The sequence below is a fragment of the Hoeflea sp. genome (assembly GCF_039975035.1).
GTDB lineage: Bacteria > Pseudomonadota > Alphaproteobacteria > Rhizobiales > Rhizobiaceae > Hoeflea.
Genome location: NZ_JBDWHW010000180.1, coordinates 14,345 through 32,914, shown reverse-complemented (window position 1 = coordinate 32,914; position 18,570 = coordinate 14,345). Strand labels below are relative to the sequence as shown.

General features: G+C 60.4%; 15 protein-coding genes and 1 pseudogene. 5 read left to right on the top strand and 11 right to left on the bottom strand.

Features of this window, described 5'->3' with window-relative positions:
• Positions 1-98 (bottom strand): annotated as a pseudogene (locus ABJN75_RS16205) (IS5/IS1182 family transposase); the annotation flags it as partial.
• 89 nt (positions 99-187) lie between these two features.
• On the opposite strand from ABJN75_RS16205, the gene ABJN75_RS16200 reads away from it, so the two are divergent.
• Complete coding sequence (locus ABJN75_RS16200; protein ID WP_348440609.1) at positions 188-493, top strand: hypothetical protein; 306 nt, start codon at positions 188-190, stop codon at positions 491-493.
• Between the two features lie 24 nt (positions 494-517).
• Here ABJN75_RS16200 and ABJN75_RS16195 read toward each other — a convergent pair whose 3' ends face one another.
• Positions 518-1,465 (bottom strand): alpha/beta hydrolase, encoded by a 948-nt coding sequence (locus tag ABJN75_RS16195; RefSeq protein WP_348440608.1) that lies wholly within the window; start codon positions 1,463-1,465, stop codon positions 518-520.
• A gap of 85 nt (positions 1,466-1,550) precedes the next feature.
• Between ABJN75_RS16195 and ABJN75_RS16190 the strand changes: the two genes are divergently transcribed.
• The gene (locus ABJN75_RS16190; protein ID WP_348440607.1) at positions 1,551-2,270 is read left to right on the top strand and encodes an HAD family hydrolase; all 720 of its coding nucleotides are present in this window, start codon (positions 1,551-1,553) and stop codon (positions 2,268-2,270) included.
• 20 nt (positions 2,271-2,290) lie between these two features.
• Here the strand turns inward: ABJN75_RS16190 and ABJN75_RS16185 are convergent, their stop codons facing one another.
• The 3 genes from ABJN75_RS16185 to ABJN75_RS16175 are packed head-to-tail and all read right to left on the bottom strand — an operon-like array spanning position 2,291 to position 5,801.
• Positions 2,291-3,913: an ABC transporter ATP-binding protein gene (locus ABJN75_RS16185; RefSeq protein WP_348440606.1), complete on the bottom strand. Its 1,623-nt coding sequence runs from the start codon at positions 3,911-3,913 to the stop codon at positions 2,291-2,293.
• On the bottom strand, positions 3,910-4,824 hold the full coding sequence (locus tag ABJN75_RS16180; protein ID WP_348440605.1) for an ABC transporter permease: 915 nt from the start codon (positions 4,822-4,824) through the stop codon (positions 3,910-3,912). Before ABJN75_RS16180 ends, ABJN75_RS16185 begins: the two co-directional genes overlap by 4 nt.
• Positions 4,821-5,801 carry an ABC transporter permease gene (locus ABJN75_RS16175; RefSeq protein ID WP_348440604.1) on the bottom strand — a complete coding sequence of 327 codons (981 nt, stop codon included), beginning with the start codon at positions 5,799-5,801 and terminating at the stop codon, positions 4,821-4,823. The genes ABJN75_RS16180 and ABJN75_RS16175 overlap by 4 nt, the downstream gene beginning before the upstream one ends.
• 404 nt (positions 5,802-6,205) lie before the next feature.
• Between ABJN75_RS16175 and ABJN75_RS16170 the strand changes: the two genes are divergently transcribed.
• The gene (locus ABJN75_RS16170) at positions 6,206-7,813 is read left to right on the top strand and encodes an ABC transporter substrate-binding protein (RefSeq protein ID WP_348440603.1); all 1,608 of its coding nucleotides are present in this window, start codon (positions 6,206-6,208) and stop codon (positions 7,811-7,813) included.
• A 159-nt stretch (positions 7,814-7,972) separates the two neighbouring features.
• Here the strand turns inward: ABJN75_RS16170 and ABJN75_RS16165 are convergent, their stop codons facing one another.
• The 6 genes from ABJN75_RS16165 to ABJN75_RS16140 form a co-directional block, all read right to left on the bottom strand.
• Positions 7,973-8,437, bottom strand: a complete 465-nt coding sequence (locus ABJN75_RS16165) for a PACE efflux transporter (RefSeq protein ID WP_348440602.1) — start codon at positions 8,435-8,437, stop codon at positions 7,973-7,975.
• Positions 8,438-8,662: 225 nt separating this feature from the next.
• Positions 8,663-10,246: an indolepyruvate oxidoreductase subunit beta family protein gene (locus ABJN75_RS16160; RefSeq protein WP_348440601.1), complete on the bottom strand. Its 1,584-nt coding sequence runs from the start codon at positions 10,244-10,246 to the stop codon at positions 8,663-8,665.
• Positions 10,247-10,249: 3 nt separating this feature from the next.
• The gene (locus tag ABJN75_RS16155; protein WP_348440600.1) at positions 10,250-12,397 is read right to left on the bottom strand and encodes an indolepyruvate ferredoxin oxidoreductase subunit alpha; all 2,148 of its coding nucleotides are present in this window, start codon (positions 12,395-12,397) and stop codon (positions 10,250-10,252) included.
• An 18-nt stretch (positions 12,398-12,415) separates the two neighbouring features.
• Positions 12,416-12,907, bottom strand: a complete 492-nt coding sequence (locus tag ABJN75_RS16150) for a MarR family transcriptional regulator (protein WP_348440599.1) — start codon at positions 12,905-12,907, stop codon at positions 12,416-12,418.
• Positions 12,904-14,481 (bottom strand): NAD(P)/FAD-dependent oxidoreductase, encoded by a 1,578-nt coding sequence (locus tag ABJN75_RS16145; protein WP_348440598.1) that lies wholly within the window; start codon positions 14,479-14,481, stop codon positions 12,904-12,906. The genes ABJN75_RS16150 and ABJN75_RS16145 overlap by 4 nt, the downstream gene beginning before the upstream one ends.
• Before the next feature lie 27 nt (positions 14,482-14,508).
• On the bottom strand, positions 14,509-15,300 hold the full coding sequence (locus tag ABJN75_RS16140; protein ID WP_348440597.1) for a cyclase family protein: 792 nt from the start codon (positions 15,298-15,300) through the stop codon (positions 14,509-14,511).
• A 108-nt stretch (positions 15,301-15,408) separates the two neighbouring features.
• Here ABJN75_RS16140 and ABJN75_RS16135 point away from each other — a divergent pair, with 108 nt between their 5' ends.
• Complete coding sequence (locus ABJN75_RS16135; RefSeq protein ID WP_348440612.1) at positions 15,409-17,010, top strand: NAD(P)/FAD-dependent oxidoreductase; 1,602 nt, start codon at positions 15,409-15,411, stop codon at positions 17,008-17,010.
• Between the two features lie 23 nt (positions 17,011-17,033).
• Positions 17,034-18,566, top strand: coding sequence for an ABC transporter substrate-binding protein (locus tag ABJN75_RS16130; protein WP_348440596.1), 1,533 nt, complete (start codon positions 17,034-17,036; stop codon positions 18,564-18,566).
• Positions 18,567-18,570: the final 4 nt, after the last annotated feature.

The window sequence follows — 18,570 nt, the reverse complement described above, 5'->3', positions numbered from 1 at the left end:
TTGGATAGCGGTCGGATTTGCGGTTATGCTCAGCGCGGGTGATATCAGTCCAGGACATAGTGGCCTCCATCGAATCTTTGACAATCCGACGGAATCACATCCCACTGATATCACTCAATAACTTTCAGATCGGGCTCTCAGGCCATCCACCTCAACCCGCGACATCGCAACCGATCCCGAAACAGGCGTGATCACCACCACTATCTTCAACGATGCAGGCGAAAACCGGGATCTCGAGCATGGACTGATTTCCGGAAACACCACGCGGGAACGCTGGTCGATCCATCCCGATAATCCGCTCTCCGCGACCTCGCATATCCGCTGGGAGCAGACCGGCGGGCGGGACGCCTGGCAGACCGAAACGGTCGCGGACATGGAAATGCGCTGCGACAAGGACTGGTTTTACATCACCGGGAAACTGGTGGCGTCGGAGAATGGCGAGGTGCTGTTTGACAAGGATTGGGAGGAACGGATTGCGCGCCGCTTCGTCTGATCGGGCAAGCGCGATGCTTTGCCCTCAATAGCGCCATTCGCCCGCGCCGAGCGTTTTGATGCCGGAAATCATGCGGGCAAAGCTGTCACGGGCGCGGGTCACCGAATGCCGGGCGCGCAGATAGCCGTGAACCAGGCCTTTTTCTTCAATGCAAATAGCCTTGCCGCCAGCCCGGGTGAGGCGGGCGCAATAGTCAGGACCATCGCCTGACAGCGGGTCGCATTCGGCGGTGAAGACTACGGTTGGTGGCATTGCGGTGAAATCAGTTGCAGCCATCGGCGTGAATAAGGGCTCATCGACGGGTGACGCGCCACCCGAGCGCAAATCATCGTAATAGAGCATGTCGGCAGTGGTCAGCATCGGCGCATGGGCGTGGCTGACGAATGTGCCCTTCGATGTGTCGGCGCCAAGGGCCGGGTAGATCAGCACTTGCCCTGCCGGGACCAGGGCCTCGCCACGCGTCGCCCACGCTATCGCTGCGGCAAGATTGCCGCCGGCACTGTCGCCGCACAGGATGATCGGGAGTGCATAATCGCTGGCGACATGGCGGAAGGCGGCAAGCGCATCCTCGATCTGGGCGGGATGGAGATGTTCAGGCGCCAGGCGGTAATCGACTGATATGACCTGATAGCCGGTTCGGTCGCAGATCTCCGCGCAAATGCTGTCATGGCTTTCCAGTCCACCGAGGACGAAGCCGCCACCATGCAGGTAGAGCACGCATGCTTCGGGCTCTGAAGTGGCGGAAAGATATTGCCGTAGCGGGATTAGGGCGTGGGGACCGGGCACAGAGAAGTCATGCACCGTTACCGAGGGTGGCCGTCCAGCGTCAAAAGCCTGACACAACTCATCATAGACGCGACGTTGTCCCGCATGATCGAGACTGGTCGCATCCGCAGGGTAAAACGCATTCGATTTGTCGATGAACGACCATGTTTCGTCATCGATCAGCGTGTCGTAGGGTGAGGGGCGCAATGGAAAATCCTCGGAAAGGTTCGGGTTCCGGTGTTGACGCCCATGCAAGCGCGGGGCACAGCTTGTGTCAAACCGGAAACGCATCATGACATGGAAATTGAATAGCGAGATCAAGGCAATCCTGTTCGACAAGGATGGCACGCTGGTCGACTTTGACAAGACCTGGGCGGATACCAATCGCAAGGGGGCATTGCTTGCGGCGGACGGGGATGCCGCGCTGGCCGACATTCTGCTTGATGAATGCGGCATGGACCCGCTCACCGGCAAGACCCGCGCTGACAGCATGTTTGCAGCGGCGAATGCTGGCGAGATCGCGGCGCACATGGTGGCGCATGGCAGCCCATTTGACCCCGAAGAACTGATGCGCCTTCTCGACAGGATCTTTGTCGAGGGCGCTGAGTCTCCATGGCCGATCTGTGACCTGAAGGCGCTGATGCAAACGCTGACCGAGGCCGGGTTCTCGCTCGGCATCGCTTCGAGTGACGGCGAAGCCAGTATCCGCCGAACCGTCGAGGTTCTGGGTTTGTCACGACAAATCAGCTTTATCGCCGGCTATGACAGCGGCCATGGCCCCAAACCTGAAGCGGGCATGATCAATGCCTATGGGTCTCATCTGGGTTTAAGTCCGGCGGAAATCGCCATGGTTGGCGACAATCGGCATGACATGGAAATGGCGCGCGCGGCACGCGCCGGCGCCGCGATCGGGGTGCTGTCGGGTACCGGCTCCCAGCAGACGCTGACTGAGCTGGCCGATGTTCTGATCGGATCAGTAGCAGATTTGCCCGCACTCATTGCCGCAAGATAAGATGGCTTGGCCGGTCCCGGTCAGTCGTCGCGCTTTTCCAGGAGGTTGGTGAGCCAGTCGGGATCCATTTCCGGCACCGAGGACAACAGCAGCTTGGTGTAGTCGGGGAAGGGCGGCGACAGGATCTCGCTCTTGAGTCCTTGCTCGACAACCTTGCCCTCCAGCATCACCACGATTTCGTCCGAAATCGCCTTCACAGTGGCGATGTCATGGGTGATGAACAGATAGGTGATCTCGTATTTCTTCTGCAGCCGCAGCAGCAATTGCAGGATTCCTTCCTGCACGATCTGGTCGAGCGCGGAGGTGACTTCATCACAGATGATGATGTCGGGTCTGGCAGCGAGCGCGCGTGCGATGCAGATGCGCTGTTTCTGACCGCCGGAAAGTTCGGACGGCAAGCGGTCCATAAAGCTCTCGTCGAGCTCGATCATGTCCAGGAGCTCGAGGATCCGCTCCTCGCGCTCCTTGCCCTTGAGGCCAAGATAGAATTCAAGCGGCCGGCCGATGATGTCCTCAACGGTCTGGCGCGGATTCATCGCCGTGTCCGCCATTTGGTAGATCATCTGGATCTGCTGCAGCTGTTCCTTGCTGCGATCCTTCAAAGCGGCTGGCAAAGGTTCACCGTTAAAAATGACTTCTCCGGCCGATGGCGGCAATAACCCGGTGATAACCCGCGCGACGGTTGATTTTCCTGATCCGGATTCGCCGACCACCGCGACAGTTCGTCCACGCGGAAACGACATCGAGACATCATGCAAAACCTTGATGTCGCCATAGGCCGCTTCAACATTGTTGACTGACAGGACGATGTCGTCGCCTTTGACCTCGGGTTTTTCCAGCGCCCGAACCGACCAGAGTGATTTGGTGTAGGGCATTTCCGGCTTGGTCAGCATCTGACGCGTCGGCGCCTCTTCGACCTCTTCGCCGTAGCGAAGCACCTGGATGAAATCGGCCATCTGGGCAACCACTGCCAGATCATGAGTAATGTAGATCGCCGCGGTGTTGAATTCCTCGACAATGTTGCGCATGGCGGCAAGAACTTCGACCTGGGTGGTGACATCCAGCGCCGTGGTGGGTTCGTCAAAGATGATCAGATCCGGGCGTGGCGACATTGCCATGGCGGTCATCACCCGCTGCAACTGTCCGCCCGACACCTGGTGGGGGTAGCGGTTGCCGATGGTTTCGGGATTGGGCAATTGCAGGGCGCGGTACAGTTCCACCGCGTCTGCGCGGGAGTCTGCATCGGGCCTTATTCCGCGTCGCGTGGCGGATTCGACAGTCTGATCGATCAGCCGGTGCGCCGGATTGAACGAGGCGGCGGCCGATTGCGCCACATAGGCAATGCGGGTTCCCCAAAGCAGCCGTTTGTCCCGGTCCTTGGCTTTGGCCAGATCGATGCCGTCGAAGATGATCGAGCCGCCGGTCAATTTGCAGCCAGGCTGGGTGTAGCCCATGGCGGCCTTGCCGAGGGTGGATTTACCTGCGCCGGATTCGCCGATCAGCCCCATGATCTCGCCACGGCGAAGCGTCAGATCGACGCCCTTGATGATCGGGTGCCATTGCTCGTCGGAATATCCGTCGATGCGGATGTCGCGCATCTCCAACAGGATTTCGTTGCTCTGGTCGGGATGGTTGTCGGTCATTCGCGAAGCCCGCTTGTTTTCTGCAGGAACCAGTCAACGATGAAGTTGACGGCGACGGTCAACAACGCAATCGCGGCGGCGGGCAGGAGCGGCGTGATGGCAGCTGTCATGTCATATTTGGCGAACTGGATCAGCGAGGCATTGGCGCGCACCATCGAGCCCCAGTCAGCCGTAGGCGGCTGGATGCCGACGCCGAGAAACGACAGCGCCGCAATGGTCAGGAACACGAAGCAGAACCGCAATCCGAATTCGGCCACCAGCGGCGGCATGATGTTGGGCAGGATCTCCCGGCGCATGATCCAGCCAAGACCTTCGCCGCGCAGTTTGGCTGCCTCGACATAATCCATCACCGCGACATTGACGGCGACGGCGCGGGTGAGACGGAACACGCGGGTGGAATCGAGCACCGCGATGATCATGATCAGGCTGGTAATGGTCGAGCCGAAGATCGACAGCAGCATCAGCGCGAAGATCAGGCTGGGGATGGCCATCAGAACATCGACGATGCGGCTCAGCCCCTGATCGAGCCAGCTGCGGTTGATTGCCGCCACCAGGCCCAATCCGCCGCCGATCAGGAAGGAAAGAAAGGTGGTTGCCAGCGCAATGCCCATGGTATTGCGGGCGCCGTAAATCAGGCGGGTGAGAACGTCGCGGCCGATCTGGTCGGTGCCGAAGAAGAACTCGTCGCCCCATGGTGCGAAGGGAATGGGATGGATTTCGGCCTCACCATAGGGCGCGATGACATCGGCAAAAATCGCTACGAGAATATAAAGCGTGACCACGATCATTCCGAACCAGGCGCTCGGTGGGGCCGATTTCATCAGCAGGCCGAACCGTTCGAAGCGGCTTCGGCGCTTGCGGACCGCGCCGACTTCGGCTGAGGCTGTATAGGTGTCTGGTTGCTCGCTCATCTGGGGTGCAACAATCGCGGGTTGGTGACAATGCCGATAATGTCGGCGGTCAGGTTAAGCAGGATATAGGTCGCGGCGAAGATCAGCGCGCAGGCCTGAACCACGGGAATGTCGCGGCTGGTCACTGCATCGACCATCAGCTGACCGACGCCCGGATAGACGAAGACCACTTCAACCACGACCACGCCGACAACCAGGTAGGCCAGGTTGAAGGCGATGACGGTGGCGATCGGCGCCCAGGCATTGGGCAGGGCGTGCTTGAGAATGATCTGGGAGCGTGAGGCCCCCTTGAGCCGCGCCATCTCGATATAGGGACTGGCCAGAAGATTGATGATGGCGGCGCGGGTCATGCGCATCATGTGTGCAACTATCACCAGGGTCAGCGTCAGCGCGGGCAGGGCTACACGATAGAGCCGCTCGCCAAGGGCGGTGGAGGCATCAATATTGGCGAGAGACGGAAACACAGGCCACAGCGAAGCCAGGAACAGGATCAGGATATAGGCGACGAAAAATTCCGGCGTCGAGATGGTGGTCAGCGTCACCGCATTGACGATCCGGTCGTAGGCCGTGTTGCGATAAAGCGCTGCCGTCAGTCCCAGAAACAGCGCCAGCGGCACAGCGATCAAAGCTGTGACGCCGGCCAGAAACAGTGTGTTCCAAAGCCGTGGCATGACCAGATCAACGACCTGGCGGGAGCGATCCTGTCCGGATGCGTTGCGGCCGGAGAAAGACGTTCCGAGATCGCCCTGCAGCACAGAGCCAACCCATTCGAAATAGCGCACCGGTGCTGGCTTATCGAGACCCAGTTCCTTGCGGAAGGCGGCGACGGTTTCCTTGGTGGCGGCCTGACCGAGAACCGCTTCACTGAAGTCTCCGGGCAGCATTGAAATTGAACTGAAGATGATGGCTGAGACGACAAAGAGCGTCGCAACGCCCATCCCAAGTCGTTTCACAATTGTCGACAGCACTGCATTCAAATGCGGATCCTTCCCCTTTTGTTATGGTCTTGTCGCCATTTTCCGGGCTCTGCTGGCTCAATCGCGATCAGCGGTCCGGTACTGGTCTGCATTGTTGACCAGCAACGCGGCGTTTGTAAACTGGCTAGACAGATAATATAAAAAATGTGCGGAGGGTGAGTTGGTGGATCAACTCCGGCCAAGCTGACAAGGGTTGAAATCCGACATGCTGACATCTGGCGATAACGATAACTTGCGCTTTGCCCTTACATTTTTCGGTCTGGGGAGGTAAAACCTGACAGTATCATTGCGCGGTCCGGCTGTTGATAAACCCCGTCAGCAGGACAGGGTAGGCGAAAATTTATGGTGTTGTGTTTTGCGCAATGCCGACAAATAAAAATTCTGGGAACCTAACGGAGAAGACCATGAGAGACGAATATCTGAAGAAGCAGGCACGCTGGCTCAGCGAAGGCCAGATCGGCCGCCGCCAGTTCATCAAGGCTGCCATTGCAACGGGCTTGGCCGTGCCTTCGGCCTTGACGCTGGCGACGGATGTCCTCGCCGCAACGCCCAAAAAGGGCGGCAAACTGCGCTTTGGCTCGTCGTATGGTTCGACCACGGATGCGCTGGATCCCGGCACGTCGGAAAACGGCATGACGCAGTCCATCAACTATGCCCGCGGCAACCAACTCACCGAAGTGGGCAGCGATGGCAAGCTCATTCCCGAGCTTGCAGAAAGCTACGAAGCCTCGAATGGCGCCAAGACCTGGGTTTTCAACCTGCGCAAGGGTGTGGAATTCCACGACGGCAAGACCATGACTGCCGACGATGTGATCGCGACGTTCAACTATCACCGTGATGAAAATTCCAAGTCGGCCGCCAAGGGCCTGCTGACTGCGATCAAGGAGATCAAGAAGGACGGTGACAACCGGGTGATCTTTGAGCTTGAAGGCGGCAATGCCGACTTCCCGTACATTGCTTCCGATTACCACATCATGATCATGCCCTCTGTCGATGGCCAGATCGAAGACGCCAACAGCCCGATCGGCACCGGCGGCTATATCATTGAAAGCTATGAAGCCGGCGTGCGCACGATGATGAAGCGCAATCCGAACTTCTTCAAGGAAGGCCACGCGCATTTCGATGAAGTGGAGTTCATCACACTCGCCGATACCACTGCGCGGCAGAACGCCATCATGAACGGCGATGTCGATTTTATCGACAATGTCGACCCGAAGACGGTGGCTCTGCTCGCCCGGGTGCCGACGCTTGATATTCTTCAGACAACCGGCACGCAGCATTATACGTTCCCGATGCGGGTCAACGCGGCTCCGTTCGACAATTACGATCTGCGCATGGCGCTCAAATTTGCCATCAAGCGCCAGGAACTGGTCGACAAGATTCTGCTCGGCCACGGCAAGCCTGGCAACGACGTGCCGGTTAACGCCTCGATGCCGTTCTTCAACACCGAACTGCCGGTGCATGAATTCGACGCCGAAAAGGCAGCGGAACACTACAAGAAGTCCGGTCATTCCGGCGCGATCCAGTTGTCTGTCTCCGACGCCGCCTTCCCGGGCGCTGTCGATGCGGCTCAGCTGATCGCGGCATCTGCCAAGGAAGCCGGGATCGAGATCGAACTGGTGCGCGAGCCCAGCGATGGCTACTGGTCCAACGTGTGGAACAAGAAGCCGTGGAGCGCTTGCTACTGGAGCGGCCGCCCGACCCAGGACTGGATGTATTCCTCTGCCTATACCGCCGACACCGAGTGGAACGATACCGCGTGGAAGGACGGCGAAGCAGTTGCCAAGTTCAACGATCTGGTGGTTGCTGCAAGGTCGGAAACCGACGACACCAAGCGCAAGGACCAGTATTGGGAAGCCCAGCGGCTGCTGCAGGACGATGGCGGCGCCATCGTCGGTATGTGGGCCAACTTCATCCATGGCCATTCCAAGGCGCTGGCGCATGATGAAAATGTTGCAGCCAACTGGCAGGCTGACGGTGGCAAGCTCGCCGAACGCTGGTGGTTCTCCTGATCCCAGGCTTTGACTGAGACCATTCGGCCGCGGAGCAATCCGCGGCCGTTTTGGTTTCTAATGCATGTCGCGCAAAAGTGTCCTGCGGTTTTGCGATAAAGACATGCAGAACCAAAGAGTTAACACGAGTCACCTGAATCCAATTGAATGCGACGCGCGTTAGATGGTCTCTTGCTGTTGTTCCGCGGCGCGAGGGTGTCCGGACTGATTGAGTCCGGGAACCGGAAATATCAAGTCGTAGGCCCAATTGAAGGCAAAGGCGTAGACCAGGTAGAACACCGCGAACGAGATATCCATCAGGAACGCCTCGAGCAGGCTCATGCTCAGATACCAGGCGATGAACGGCAACAGCACCAACAGCAGCCCGGCCTCGAAGAGCACTGCGTGGAAAATGCGCACGACAACCGATTTGCCGACATGACCGGCGATCCGCAGCAGCGCATGGTCGAACATGAGATTGTAGAGATAATTCCAGCCGGTGGCGATCGTGGCGCTGACCACGGCGACGATACCAATGTCGTCGAGAGGCCGTCCGAATATCCAGGCTCCGAGCGGAATGACCAGAAAAAGCGCGATGATTTCGAAACTCAGCGCGTGACGAATTCTATCCTTGGTGGTTCTCATGGGGCTCCCCGAGCATTTGCCGGGTCGTCCCGAACACTGTTCCCGGATGGGGGAGGCCGTCCTCGCTTGCCGCCCAATGTAAGATCATAAGCGCAGTGCCGCAAGAGCTTCCGGACAACATGGCGGTCGGACCGTCTTTGACTGGAGATGGTACGAGGGCGATTTCCGGAACGGATGATATGTGTTCGTTTTCAGCGTGTTGCGGCAGTTTACGGCAAGGTTGAGTCAGTTCTGCAGCGCGGACTCGCCCTGTCCGGCAAAGGAACGCACGGTTTTGAGCGCGCCTTCAAGCTGATCGCCTTTCTCATCGGCGAGCGCTGCCTCGCGCAAAAGCTTGCACCAGTGGGCGGCGTCGTCACGGCCGGCAAGCAGGGCCACGCCCTCCATCACCCGGTCGAACTTCGACAGACCGCGCGTATGGGTGTCGGAGTATCCCTTGATCAGACGGCGATTGCGCAGGGTTTCGACACCGAGCGCGTAATCGATCTTGCGGAAGTTCAAAGCCTGGTCAAGCCAGTTTTCCAGATGCTCTTTCTCAATGGCATGACGCAGGGTGCCGCGCCGGTATCTGCGCAGCCCGCCAAGCAGGTAAAGCTGGGCAAATGGCAGCAGCCGGTCTGTGCGCAACCGGCGTCCCTTGTTGAACAGCTTGTCGATCAGCCGCATCGTGCTTTCGCTCGCCGACATCCGCCGGCCAACCCCAGCCGGCATCATGCCGACAATTTCCTCGGCGCGCGGATGCATGAACTCGGTGAGTTTCATCTGCGCGCCCTCCGCGGGCCGGATCTCGTTGCGCACTCGGGCAAAACGGCTGCCGCGGGTCTTCAGATCGGCCACCCGGAAGACGTCATCATAGGCCATCGCCTTGGCGATGTATTTGGCGGCCTCAAGGGTCAACGCGTAGTCCCGGCTCGGATCGTCCTCGGCCAGAACCGCCTCGACCCGGTCGAGATAGCTGCGGCCATAGTCGAGATCCTGGAAATCCACCACCGCGCGCAAGCCTGTCAGCGCCATGTCACGAACGGGCTCGGGTAGTGCCGCCGCGCGTGCCGCAAGCGCATTCCATTGCTCGATCAGCGGTTTCGGGCCGGCTGGCGCCCCATTGGCAGCGAGCTTGGGGTGTCCGGATTTCGGGGTTTCGACGGTGCCGCTGGCAGCGGCTTCGAAGCCGGCTGCGAAAGCGCGCAAGCTTGGCTCGACACCGCGTCCGGACGCCTTGATGGCGTCTTCGAAATGGGTGCGTTCGAAAGGCAGTGCACCGGACCCGGCCAGCGCGCCAAACAGGCTCGCCGAAATCATCGATCCCGCCTCGACTGCCATTTTTTCCATGTCGAAAGCGATGAATCGCTGGGCGGCGATTTCAGCGGCTGCGACGACTTCCTCGGAATCGGCGATGCCGTCTCCGGGGGCGGTCTTCTCGGAAACCGCGAGAGCCCGGTGCGAGGAGGCAATCAGCGTGGTGCGGTCAGGGGTGACGAAACCGCGCATGATGGCGCGCCCGGCCTCCATCATTTCGGCTGCCACCAGAATGTCGACATCACCTGCGGCCGGCAGCAGCGAAAACACCGGAGCGCGCTCCTGTGCCGGCGCCATTTCCATATAGTAGATCGTCGCCCCGGTGCGTTGAGCCACACCAGCCACCGAGGTTGCCTGAACAGTGTAGCCGCTGCGATGGGCGCAATCCTCGATCCAGTTGGTCAGCACGCCGCCACCCTGGCCGCCCACTGCCATGATGGCGAGCTTGATGATCTGATCCAGTGCCGGATCGTGCGGTTTGGATTTCAATGCGGATTTGGTTCTGCTTGCCATTGTTCAGGTCCGGACGAATTCGAGGCGGTCACGTGACCGGCGGTTCTGCAGCCAGGTGATGATACGTTTTCTCAAGGCGCCGAATTTCTGCTCGGCCCAGCCGGGATTGTGCACGACATCGGCGCGGTAGAACGACGGGCAGAGCACAGCCGCATCGGCGACCTCGCCGCAATTGCCGCAGCCGACGCAACTCTGGTCGATGCTGGCGACCGGATCGTCGCGCAGGGGATCATCGAGCTTCTTGAGCGAGAGTGACGGGCAGCCCGACAAGCGGATACAGGCATGATCGCCGGTGCAGATGTCCTCATCGACGCCGAAGCGTGGCTTCTCGATCCGTCTGCCTTCCTTGATCGCCTTGTTCATCAAAGGTTTTTCGCGGCGCTGCTTGTTGAGCATGCATTCCGACGGGGCGACGATGACCTTGGGGCCGACATGGTCGGTGGTCAGCGCCTCGTTGAGGATCTCGCGCATCTTGGGCACATCATAGGTGCGGCCGATCTGGCGCACCCATTTGACGCCGATGCCCTTGACCGCATCGGCGATCGGATGCCCGGTGGCCTTGGAGGGATTGTCTGCGCGCGACGACAGGATGTCCTGCCCACCGGTGGCGGCCGAGTAGAAATTGTCGACGATGACGATGACGCCATCGGACTTGTTGTAGACCGCGTTGCCAATCGAGGAGGACAGGCCGTTGTGCCAGAATCCGCCGTCGCCGAGGATCGAGATCGAGCGCTTGTCGCCGCCACCGTCAAAGGCCGCGTTGGACGCGGGACCCAAGCCGTAGCCCATGGTCGAACCGCCGATCTCGAAGGGCGGCAGGCTGGCAAACAGATGACAGCCGATGTCGCCGGCGATCTGGTGCTTGCCGAATTGCTGCTCGGTCATTTTCAGCGCGGCGAAAATAGGCCGTTCCGGGCAGCCGGTACAAAACCCCGGCGGCCGGATTGGCACGGTCTTCGACAGGTCCGGCAAAGCGGGGCGGGGGTCGGAATTGGGGGCGCGCAGCCGGGCGGGCAGCAACTCCGGCGCTGCCTTTTTCAGGAAGGCCTCCAGCCCGTCGAGCATGACCTGGCCGGTGTACTCGCCAGCCATCGGCAGCATGTCCTTGCCATGCAGGCTGATGGTCTTGCCGGCCTTGTAGAGTGCGGCGCCCAGCGCCTGTTCGATGAACTCCGGCTGACCTTCCTCGACCACCAGAACCGCGGATTTGCCTTCGCAGAACTCGAAGAATTCGTCATGGACCAGCGGATAGGTGACGTTGAGCACGTAGAGCGGGATTTCCGTGTCGCCGTGAATGTCGGCCAGACCAAGCCGCTGCAAAGCACGGATGACGCCATTGTACATGCCGCCCTGCAGCACGATGCCGACAGGGGCTTCGCCGGGGCCGAAGAATTCGTTGAGCTTGTGCTCAACGATGTATTTCTGCGCCGCAGGCCAGCGATTGTTGATCTTGTCGTGCTCCTGCATGTAGGACATCGGCGGCAGCACGACGCGGGCGTAATCGCTGCGCGGGTTGGCCAGCGCGTCTTTCACGGTAAACGGCGGACGCTTGTTGTCCCTGGCCTCGAAGCTGCCGGTGACATGGCAGGAGCGGATCCTGACCATCAGCATCACCGGCGTATTGGTGGCTTCCGACAGTTCAAACCCCTGATGCACCGACTGAACGATGGAGGGCAGGGTGGGTCGCGGGTCGAGCAGCCACATCTGCGACTTCATCGCAAAGGCATGGCTGCGCTCCTGCATGATCGAGGAGCCTTCACCGTAATCCTCGCCGATAATGACCAGCGCGCCGCCGGTGACGCCAGACGACGACAGATTGGCCAGCGCGTCGGACGCGACATTGACGCCGACCGGCCCCTTGAAAGTGACCGCGCCGCGGATCGGGTAGTGCACCGAAGCCGCCAGCATCGCGGCAGCCGCGGCCTCCGAGGCATTGGCCTCGTAGCGCACACCGAGCTCGGTGAGAATTTCCTCCGCATCGGCCAGCACGTCCATCAGGTGGCTGATCGGCGCGCCCTGGTAACCGCCGACATAGCCGACACCTGCTTCCAGAAGCGCTTTCGTCAGCGCCAGAATGCCTTCGCCGGAAAAGGTTTCACCTTCTCCGATCTTGAGTTTCTGGACTTCCTTGGCGAATGAGCGTTCAGCCATGGTTCGCGGTTCCTGTCATTAAAAGGCATGCTTTCTGATGTTGTGGAGCATTTTTCTGAGCGTTTCGACAAAGGCGGCGCGCTCCTCATCGGGAATGCCGTTGAACATTTGTGAATAGATCCGCGCCATGGTTGGCCACAGCTGATCAAAAGCAGCGCGTCCGGCGTCGGTGATGGCAATACGGGTGACACGGCTGTCATTGGCGTCGGGTTCGCGCCGCACTAACCCGTCCGAGGTCAGTTGTTCCAGCGAGCGGCTCAATGTGGATTGTTCCACCACCGCGTAAACCGCGAGTTCGGAGATTGGCAGTGCGTCGATCACCGAAAGCACCGCGAGTGCGCGCATTTTCGGCGTGGTCAATCCGAGGCCGGTCATCTCCCGTCTGAGATCGGCGTTGTAACGACCCATCAGCCGGTTCATCAGATAGGGGGCGAAATTCGACAGGCCGATTTCGCCAAGCCGCGGCAAGGGCTCGGTCTTTTCGCTGGATGCAGCTTTGACTTCGTTCATGCGCCCAACCTCTTTGCCAACAGGTAGCCCGATCCGCCGCCGAGTCCCGGGCCGGGATGCGTCGACGCGCCGATGTGATGCAGGTTTTCGATCGCCGTCGCCTGGTTGCGGCTGCCGGCGAAAGGTCGCCAGATGAAGAATTGGTCCAGAGCGCAGGATCCGCCATAGGGATCGCCGCCGACGAGATTGATGTTGATGGCTTCCAGATCCGCTGGCGAATAGGCCTTGCGCGCCAGAACACTGTTCGCGAAATCCTCGATATGATTGGCAAGGATTGCCTCGATACGGTCGGCGAAAGCCTCGCGCACCGTATCGGTCCATACGCCATCTGTCGGAATCATGCCGGCGGCGTCGCCCTTGAGGGTGCGCGGCGCATCGGGGATTTGCAGCCAGAGAACGGACTTGCCCTCGGGGCATCGTGTCGGATCGAGCCGGTGCGGCTGGCCGACACAGATGGTCGGGGTCTCGGGCAACATTCCGCGCTCGGCCTCGTTCGAGGATTTCGACACGGAATCGATGCTTTCGGCCAGATGGACCAGCGCCACTTCCTCAAGTCCGTCAGTTTTCCAGCGGATCGGGCCATCAATGGCATAATGCAGCTGGAAATTGCCGCGGCCATGGCGGAATTCCCGAAGCGCCCGGGTTTGGTTGTCCGAAGGTGGTTTCGGGATGTCCCGGAGCAGACGGTTGTAAAGCTGTCCCGGAGCGACGGAACAAATGACGTGGGTGGCCGAGATCTCGGTCCCGTCGGCAAGACGCACGCCCGCGGCGCGGCCGTTGACAATCAGGATCTGGTCCGCATCGGCATTGGCGCGCAGTTCGCCGCCGTTTTCCTCGATCAGGCCCTTGAAAGCCTTGACCGCCTGGCTGGCGCCGCCCTTGACCACTGGAGCACCGGCGGCCTCGAGCGCAAAGGCGATGACCTTGCCCATCTGCGCGCCATAGGCGGATTCGGTGGTCAGTCCGGTATGAAGCGCCCAGGGGGCCCAGAGCGCCTGGACCAGCTCGGAAGCGTAGCTCGCTTCGAGCCAGGCGCGGGTGGGGCGCAGGGCCTCGCCCATCCAGGCTGTCAGTCCGCGAAGGCCGCGTTTCCAAGCCTGGCTTGCCAGCAATCTGGCTGTCGGCCAACTCCACAATTCTCCGCCCAGAAGGGCGAACAGGAACGGCGCATCGGCTTCGATTGCCGCCACATCTGCGCCATGACGATCACCGTCGCCCGGGGCAATGGCGTTGAATTTCGCAACGTTGGCGGCCCTGTCGGTGGTCAGCACCAGCGAGGAGCCGTCCGGTCGGAGTACCGCGGTCGGGTGCGGTGTATGGCAGAACTCCAGGCCATGCCGGCCCAGATCGGATCCGAGCGCGGCATAGGCAGGGGATGTCAGGAACAGCACGAAGGTCGCCGCCATCACATCGTGGTGAAACCCGGGCAAGGTGATTTCTCCGGTGCGCATGCAGCCGCCGAAACGGTCCGCACGCTCAAGCACCAGCACTTGCTTTCCCTTTGCGGAAAGCAAGGCCGCGGCAACGAGAGCATTGATCCCGCTGCCCACGATGATGTGGTCAAAGTCCGCCATTGTTCCAGTTCCCGGCGTGAGGCCGCATCAGCCTCGGGCGACCAGAGCCATGGCGCGGACCGGGCTTCCCGTGCCCTTGACCAGCTTCAAGGGCGCGGCGATCAGCACGGCGCCCTTGGGCGGCAGCTTGTTCAGATTGGCCAGCGAGGCGAGGCCGTATTTGTTGGCCGCATGCAGCAGGTTATGGGCAGGGAAGGGCGGCTCCATGCCGCCGGCCTGGCCGGCGTCGGTTCCGATGCACTGGGTACCCCAGCCGATGGCGCCCTTGGAGAGCACATACTGAATGCAGTCGACGGTCGGTCCGGGCGAATGCGGGCCGGTTTCATCGGCATTGAGATAGGCGTCTTCGTCATTGGCGCGCGCATCCCAATCAGTTCGCATGACCACCCATTCGCCGGCCTTGATCTCGCCATGCTTGGCTTCCCAGGCCTTGACGCCGGCAGCGTCGAGCAGGAAGTCCGGGTTCTTGGCGACCTCGGCGGAGCAATCGATCACATTGACCGGGGCCACGAAATTCTGCGGCGGGATCGAATCCGTATAGCCGTCGGAATAATCCTTGCCGGTGATCCAGTGGTGTGGCGCATCGAAGTGGGTTCCCGAATGCTCGCCGATCTTGAGCCAGTTCCAGGCCCAGAACGGACCGTCATTGTCGTATTCGGAAATCTTGTGGACTTCGATCTTGGGCGTGTCCTTGGCCAGTTCCGGCGGCAGCTTGAGAAGCGGCGTATCCGGGCCGAGCGAACCAGACAGGTCGACAACCTCGACTTTTCCCTCAAGCAGCATTCCAGCGAGATTACCTAGAGTTTCGGCGGCGTTCATGTGTCTCTCCCCTGACAGGCGTGTTCGTGGCTTCGGGTTTGGTCCCGAATGATGCGATGCGCGTTTGCAAGAAATAGATGCTAGACAGAATAATATGCATTTGCAATTATAAATCTCGAACGGGGAAGTGTCGAAGCGCCGCAGGAATATGACGCGATAATAGTTGGCGCCGGCATCAACAGTCTGGCCTGTGCCGTGCATCTGGGCGCCAAGGGCTGGCGCGTCGGCGTGTTTGAACAGGCCAACACAGCTGGCGGCGCGGTCAAGACGCTCGAGTTGACCGAGCCGGGGTTTCGTCACGACTGGGCAGCGATGAATCTGAGCCTGTTCGCCGGATCGGGGTTTTTCAAAGCCCATGGTGAGGACCTGATCGGTCGCGGCCTGGAGTTTGCTCCGGCATCTCATTGTTTCGCCAGTGTGTTTGAAGATGGCAAGTGGCTGGGCGTGAGCACCGGGACAGGCGAATCCCGCACCCGTATTGCCGGGTTTTCCGAGAACGATGCGAAGGCTTGGGACAAGTTGTGCGAGGAGTTTCCCGGCACGGCGGAGTATGTCTTTGCGTTGCTGGGAAATCCTATGCAAATGCATATACAAGGCAAGATTCTGGCAAAGGCGCTGTTCCGCAAGGGGTTTTCGTGGACCGCCGGTCTGGCCCGGCTGCTGCTGTCTTCGCCGCGCAAGTGGCTGACAGAAACATTTGAATCCGATCACGTGCGTGCGACCATGGCGGCCTGGGGCATGCATCTGGATTTCGCACCCGACATGGCCGGCGGCGCAGTGTTTCCCTATCTTGAAGCCATGGCCAACCAGAACTTCGGGATGGTCATCGGCAAGGGTGGCGCGGACACGGTGACGCGAGCGCTGCTGTCGAAAATCCAATCCAGCGGCGGCGAGGTTCATTGCGGCAAACGGGTTACCCGGGTGTTGCGCACTGGCGGCAAGGCGAGCGGCGTCGAACTCGAGGACGGCTCACAGATCAAGGCGAGCCGCACTGTGATCGCCAATGTCGCGCCGGAGGGGCTGATGAAGCTGCTCGATGGCGCATCCGGTGATGCGGTGTTTGACACCAAGATGGCCAAATTCACCCATGCGCCGGGTACCATGATGATCCATCTGGCGCTCGACGGGCTGCCGGACTGGTCGGCCAGCGAAGAGCTCAAGACATTCGCCTATGTGCATATCGCGCCGTCGCTTGACCAGATGGCCCGCACCTACCAGCAGGCGGTGGCCGGCCTGTTGCCCGACGAGCCGGTGCTTGTGGTGGGCCAGCCGACCACGGTTGATCCGAGCCGGGCGCCGGAAGGCAAACACGTGCTGTGGGTTCAGGTACGCATGGTGCCGGGCGAAATCCGCGGCGATGCGGCCGGCAAGATCACGGAAACCGATTGGGCCGTTGTCAAGGAAATCTATGCGGATCGCGCGCTCGACATGATCGAACGGCATGCGCCGGGCCTGAAGGCGAAGATCATCAGCCGCGCGGTTGTCTCGCCACTCGACCTGGAAGCCGACAACCCCAACCTGGTTGGCGGCGACCAGGTGGCGGGCAGTCATCACCTTTCACAGAATTTCCTGTTCCGTCCGGCCTTCGGTCATGCCACGGGAAAGACCCCTGTTGACGGTTTGCATCTCACCGGCGCCAGCGTCTGGCCGGGTGCGGGCACCGGAGCGGGGGCAGGATTTATGCTCGCCCAGAAACTGGGCGGGAAATGAAGCAAAAAAGCAGGGAGAACAGCATGAAACAGATTTCGCGTCGCACGGTGCTCAAGGGCACGGCGGCGGCAATGGCGATCAGCGCCTTTGCCGGTCCGTCGCTTGCCCAAGCTATCGATGAACTTGTGATCGCCTACAATGTCAACTTGCCGTCATGGGATCCGACGGTGGGCCCGTCGGCGGTCAATCCGACAATCCAGGGGATCTACCAGTCGGTGTTCGACCAGTTCATCCTGCAGAAACCCGACCTGTCGCCGGCGCCGGGACTGCTCACCGAATGGGGCTGGAACGATGACAAGACCAAGATCATGATGACGGTTCGCGAAGGCGTGACCTGGCATGACGGATCGCCATTTACCGCCGAAGATGTGGCCTGGTCGCTGCGCCGCGCCGCCGACGAGGCAACCGGCAATCCGATCCAGTTCGTCTGGTCGACGCTGGCCAACATCAAGGCCGAAGGCAATGTGGTCACCGCCGATGTTGCCCGGTTCGAGCCGACCATCTTCAAGTGGATGTACTTTCTGACCGGCTACGTGCTGCCCAAGGCGTATTATGAAAAGGTTGGCGCGGACGGGTTCGAAGCTGCTCCGATCGGCACCGGCCCCTATATGGTCGACAAGTTCGAACGCAACGCGTTCGTGCGGCTGAAGGCCAACCCGAACTACTGGGGCGGCAAGCCTGACTTTGAAACCGTGACCATCAAGTTCGTCACCGACGCTGCCTCGCGTGTTGCCGAGATCGAATCCGGCAATGCCCACGTCACGCTGGAAATGCCCTACGAGGAATACGACCGGCTCAAAGGCGGCAACAGCATCGCCGGCACCGCCGCGCCGATTTCCGATATCGGCATGATCTTCCTCAACGACATCGATGTGATGCTGGATCCGAACGTGCGCATGGCTGCGGCCATGTCGATCGACAAGCAGTTGATCATCGACCGGCTGCTGTCGGGCTACGGCGTTGCCATCGATACGCTGCAGACGCCCCAATACATTGCCTTCGATCCCTCGATCAGGGTTCCCTACGATCCCGAAAAGGCCAAGGAACTTCTCGCAGCTTCCGGCTATTCGCCGGAGAACCCGGTGAAGTTCAAGATCCAGACGACACGCGGCTTCAAGCCGAAGGATTATGAAATGGTCCAGGCGATTGTCGGTCTGTGGCGCAAGATCGGTATCGAGGCGGAGATCGAGGTCTACGAGATCGCCAAGCATTATGAGCTGCGTGCTGCTGACCAGTTGGCGCCGGCGGCGTTCTACAACTGGGGCAACTCGGTTGGCGATCCGACGACTTCGACCGGCTTTGCCATGTTCGGTCCGTCGCCGCATTCGGTGTGGGATGGTCAGGATCTCATCGACATGATCGGACCGCTCTGGGGCGAGGCCGATGAAGACAAGCGGATTATGGGCTGGAAGGCGGTCGACAAGTACATTGCCGACAATGCGCTGGTGATCCCGCTCCTGCAGTATGTCCAGCCGATCCTGCATGCACCCGGTGTGTCGGTCACGCCACATGCTTCGGGCGCGCTGCTGCCGCATCTGATGAAGCGGACTTCGTAAGCTT

Excerpts from the sequence above, each read along its gene's own strand:
- ABJN75_RS16190 (WP_348440607.1), top strand. The coding sequence starts at position 1,551 with ATGACATGGAAATTGAATAGCGAGATCAAGGCAATCCTGTTCGACAAG.
- ABJN75_RS16185 (WP_348440606.1), bottom strand. The coding sequence starts at position 3,913 with ATGACCGACAACCATCCCGACCAGAGCAACGAAATCCTGTTGGAGATG.
- ABJN75_RS16180 (WP_348440605.1), bottom strand. The coding sequence starts at position 4,824 with ATGAGCGAGCAACCAGACACCTATACAGCCTCAGCCGAAGTCGGCGCG.
- ABJN75_RS16170 (WP_348440603.1), top strand. The coding sequence starts at position 6,206 with ATGAGAGACGAATATCTGAAGAAGCAGGCACGCTGGCTCAGCGAAGGC.
- ABJN75_RS16165 (WP_348440602.1), bottom strand. The coding sequence starts at position 8,437 with ATGAGAACCACCAAGGATAGAATTCGTCACGCGCTGAGTTTCGAAATC.
- ABJN75_RS16160 (WP_348440601.1), bottom strand. The coding sequence starts at position 10,246 with ATGGCAAGCAGAACCAAATCCGCATTGAAATCCAAACCGCACGATCCG.
- ABJN75_RS16155 (WP_348440600.1), bottom strand. The coding sequence starts at position 12,397 with ATGGCTGAACGCTCATTCGCCAAGGAAGTCCAGAAACTCAAGATCGGA.
- ABJN75_RS16150 (WP_348440599.1), bottom strand. The coding sequence starts at position 12,907 with ATGAACGAAGTCAAAGCTGCATCCAGCGAAAAGACCGAGCCCTTGCCG.
- ABJN75_RS16145 (WP_348440598.1), bottom strand. The coding sequence starts at position 14,481 with ATGGCGGACTTTGACCACATCATCGTGGGCAGCGGGATCAATGCTCTC.
- ABJN75_RS16140 (WP_348440597.1), bottom strand. The coding sequence starts at position 15,300 with ATGAACGCCGCCGAAACTCTAGGTAATCTCGCTGGAATGCTGCTTGAG.
- ABJN75_RS16130 (WP_348440596.1), top strand. The coding sequence starts at position 17,034 with ATGAAACAGATTTCGCGTCGCACGGTGCTCAAGGGCACGGCGGCGGCA.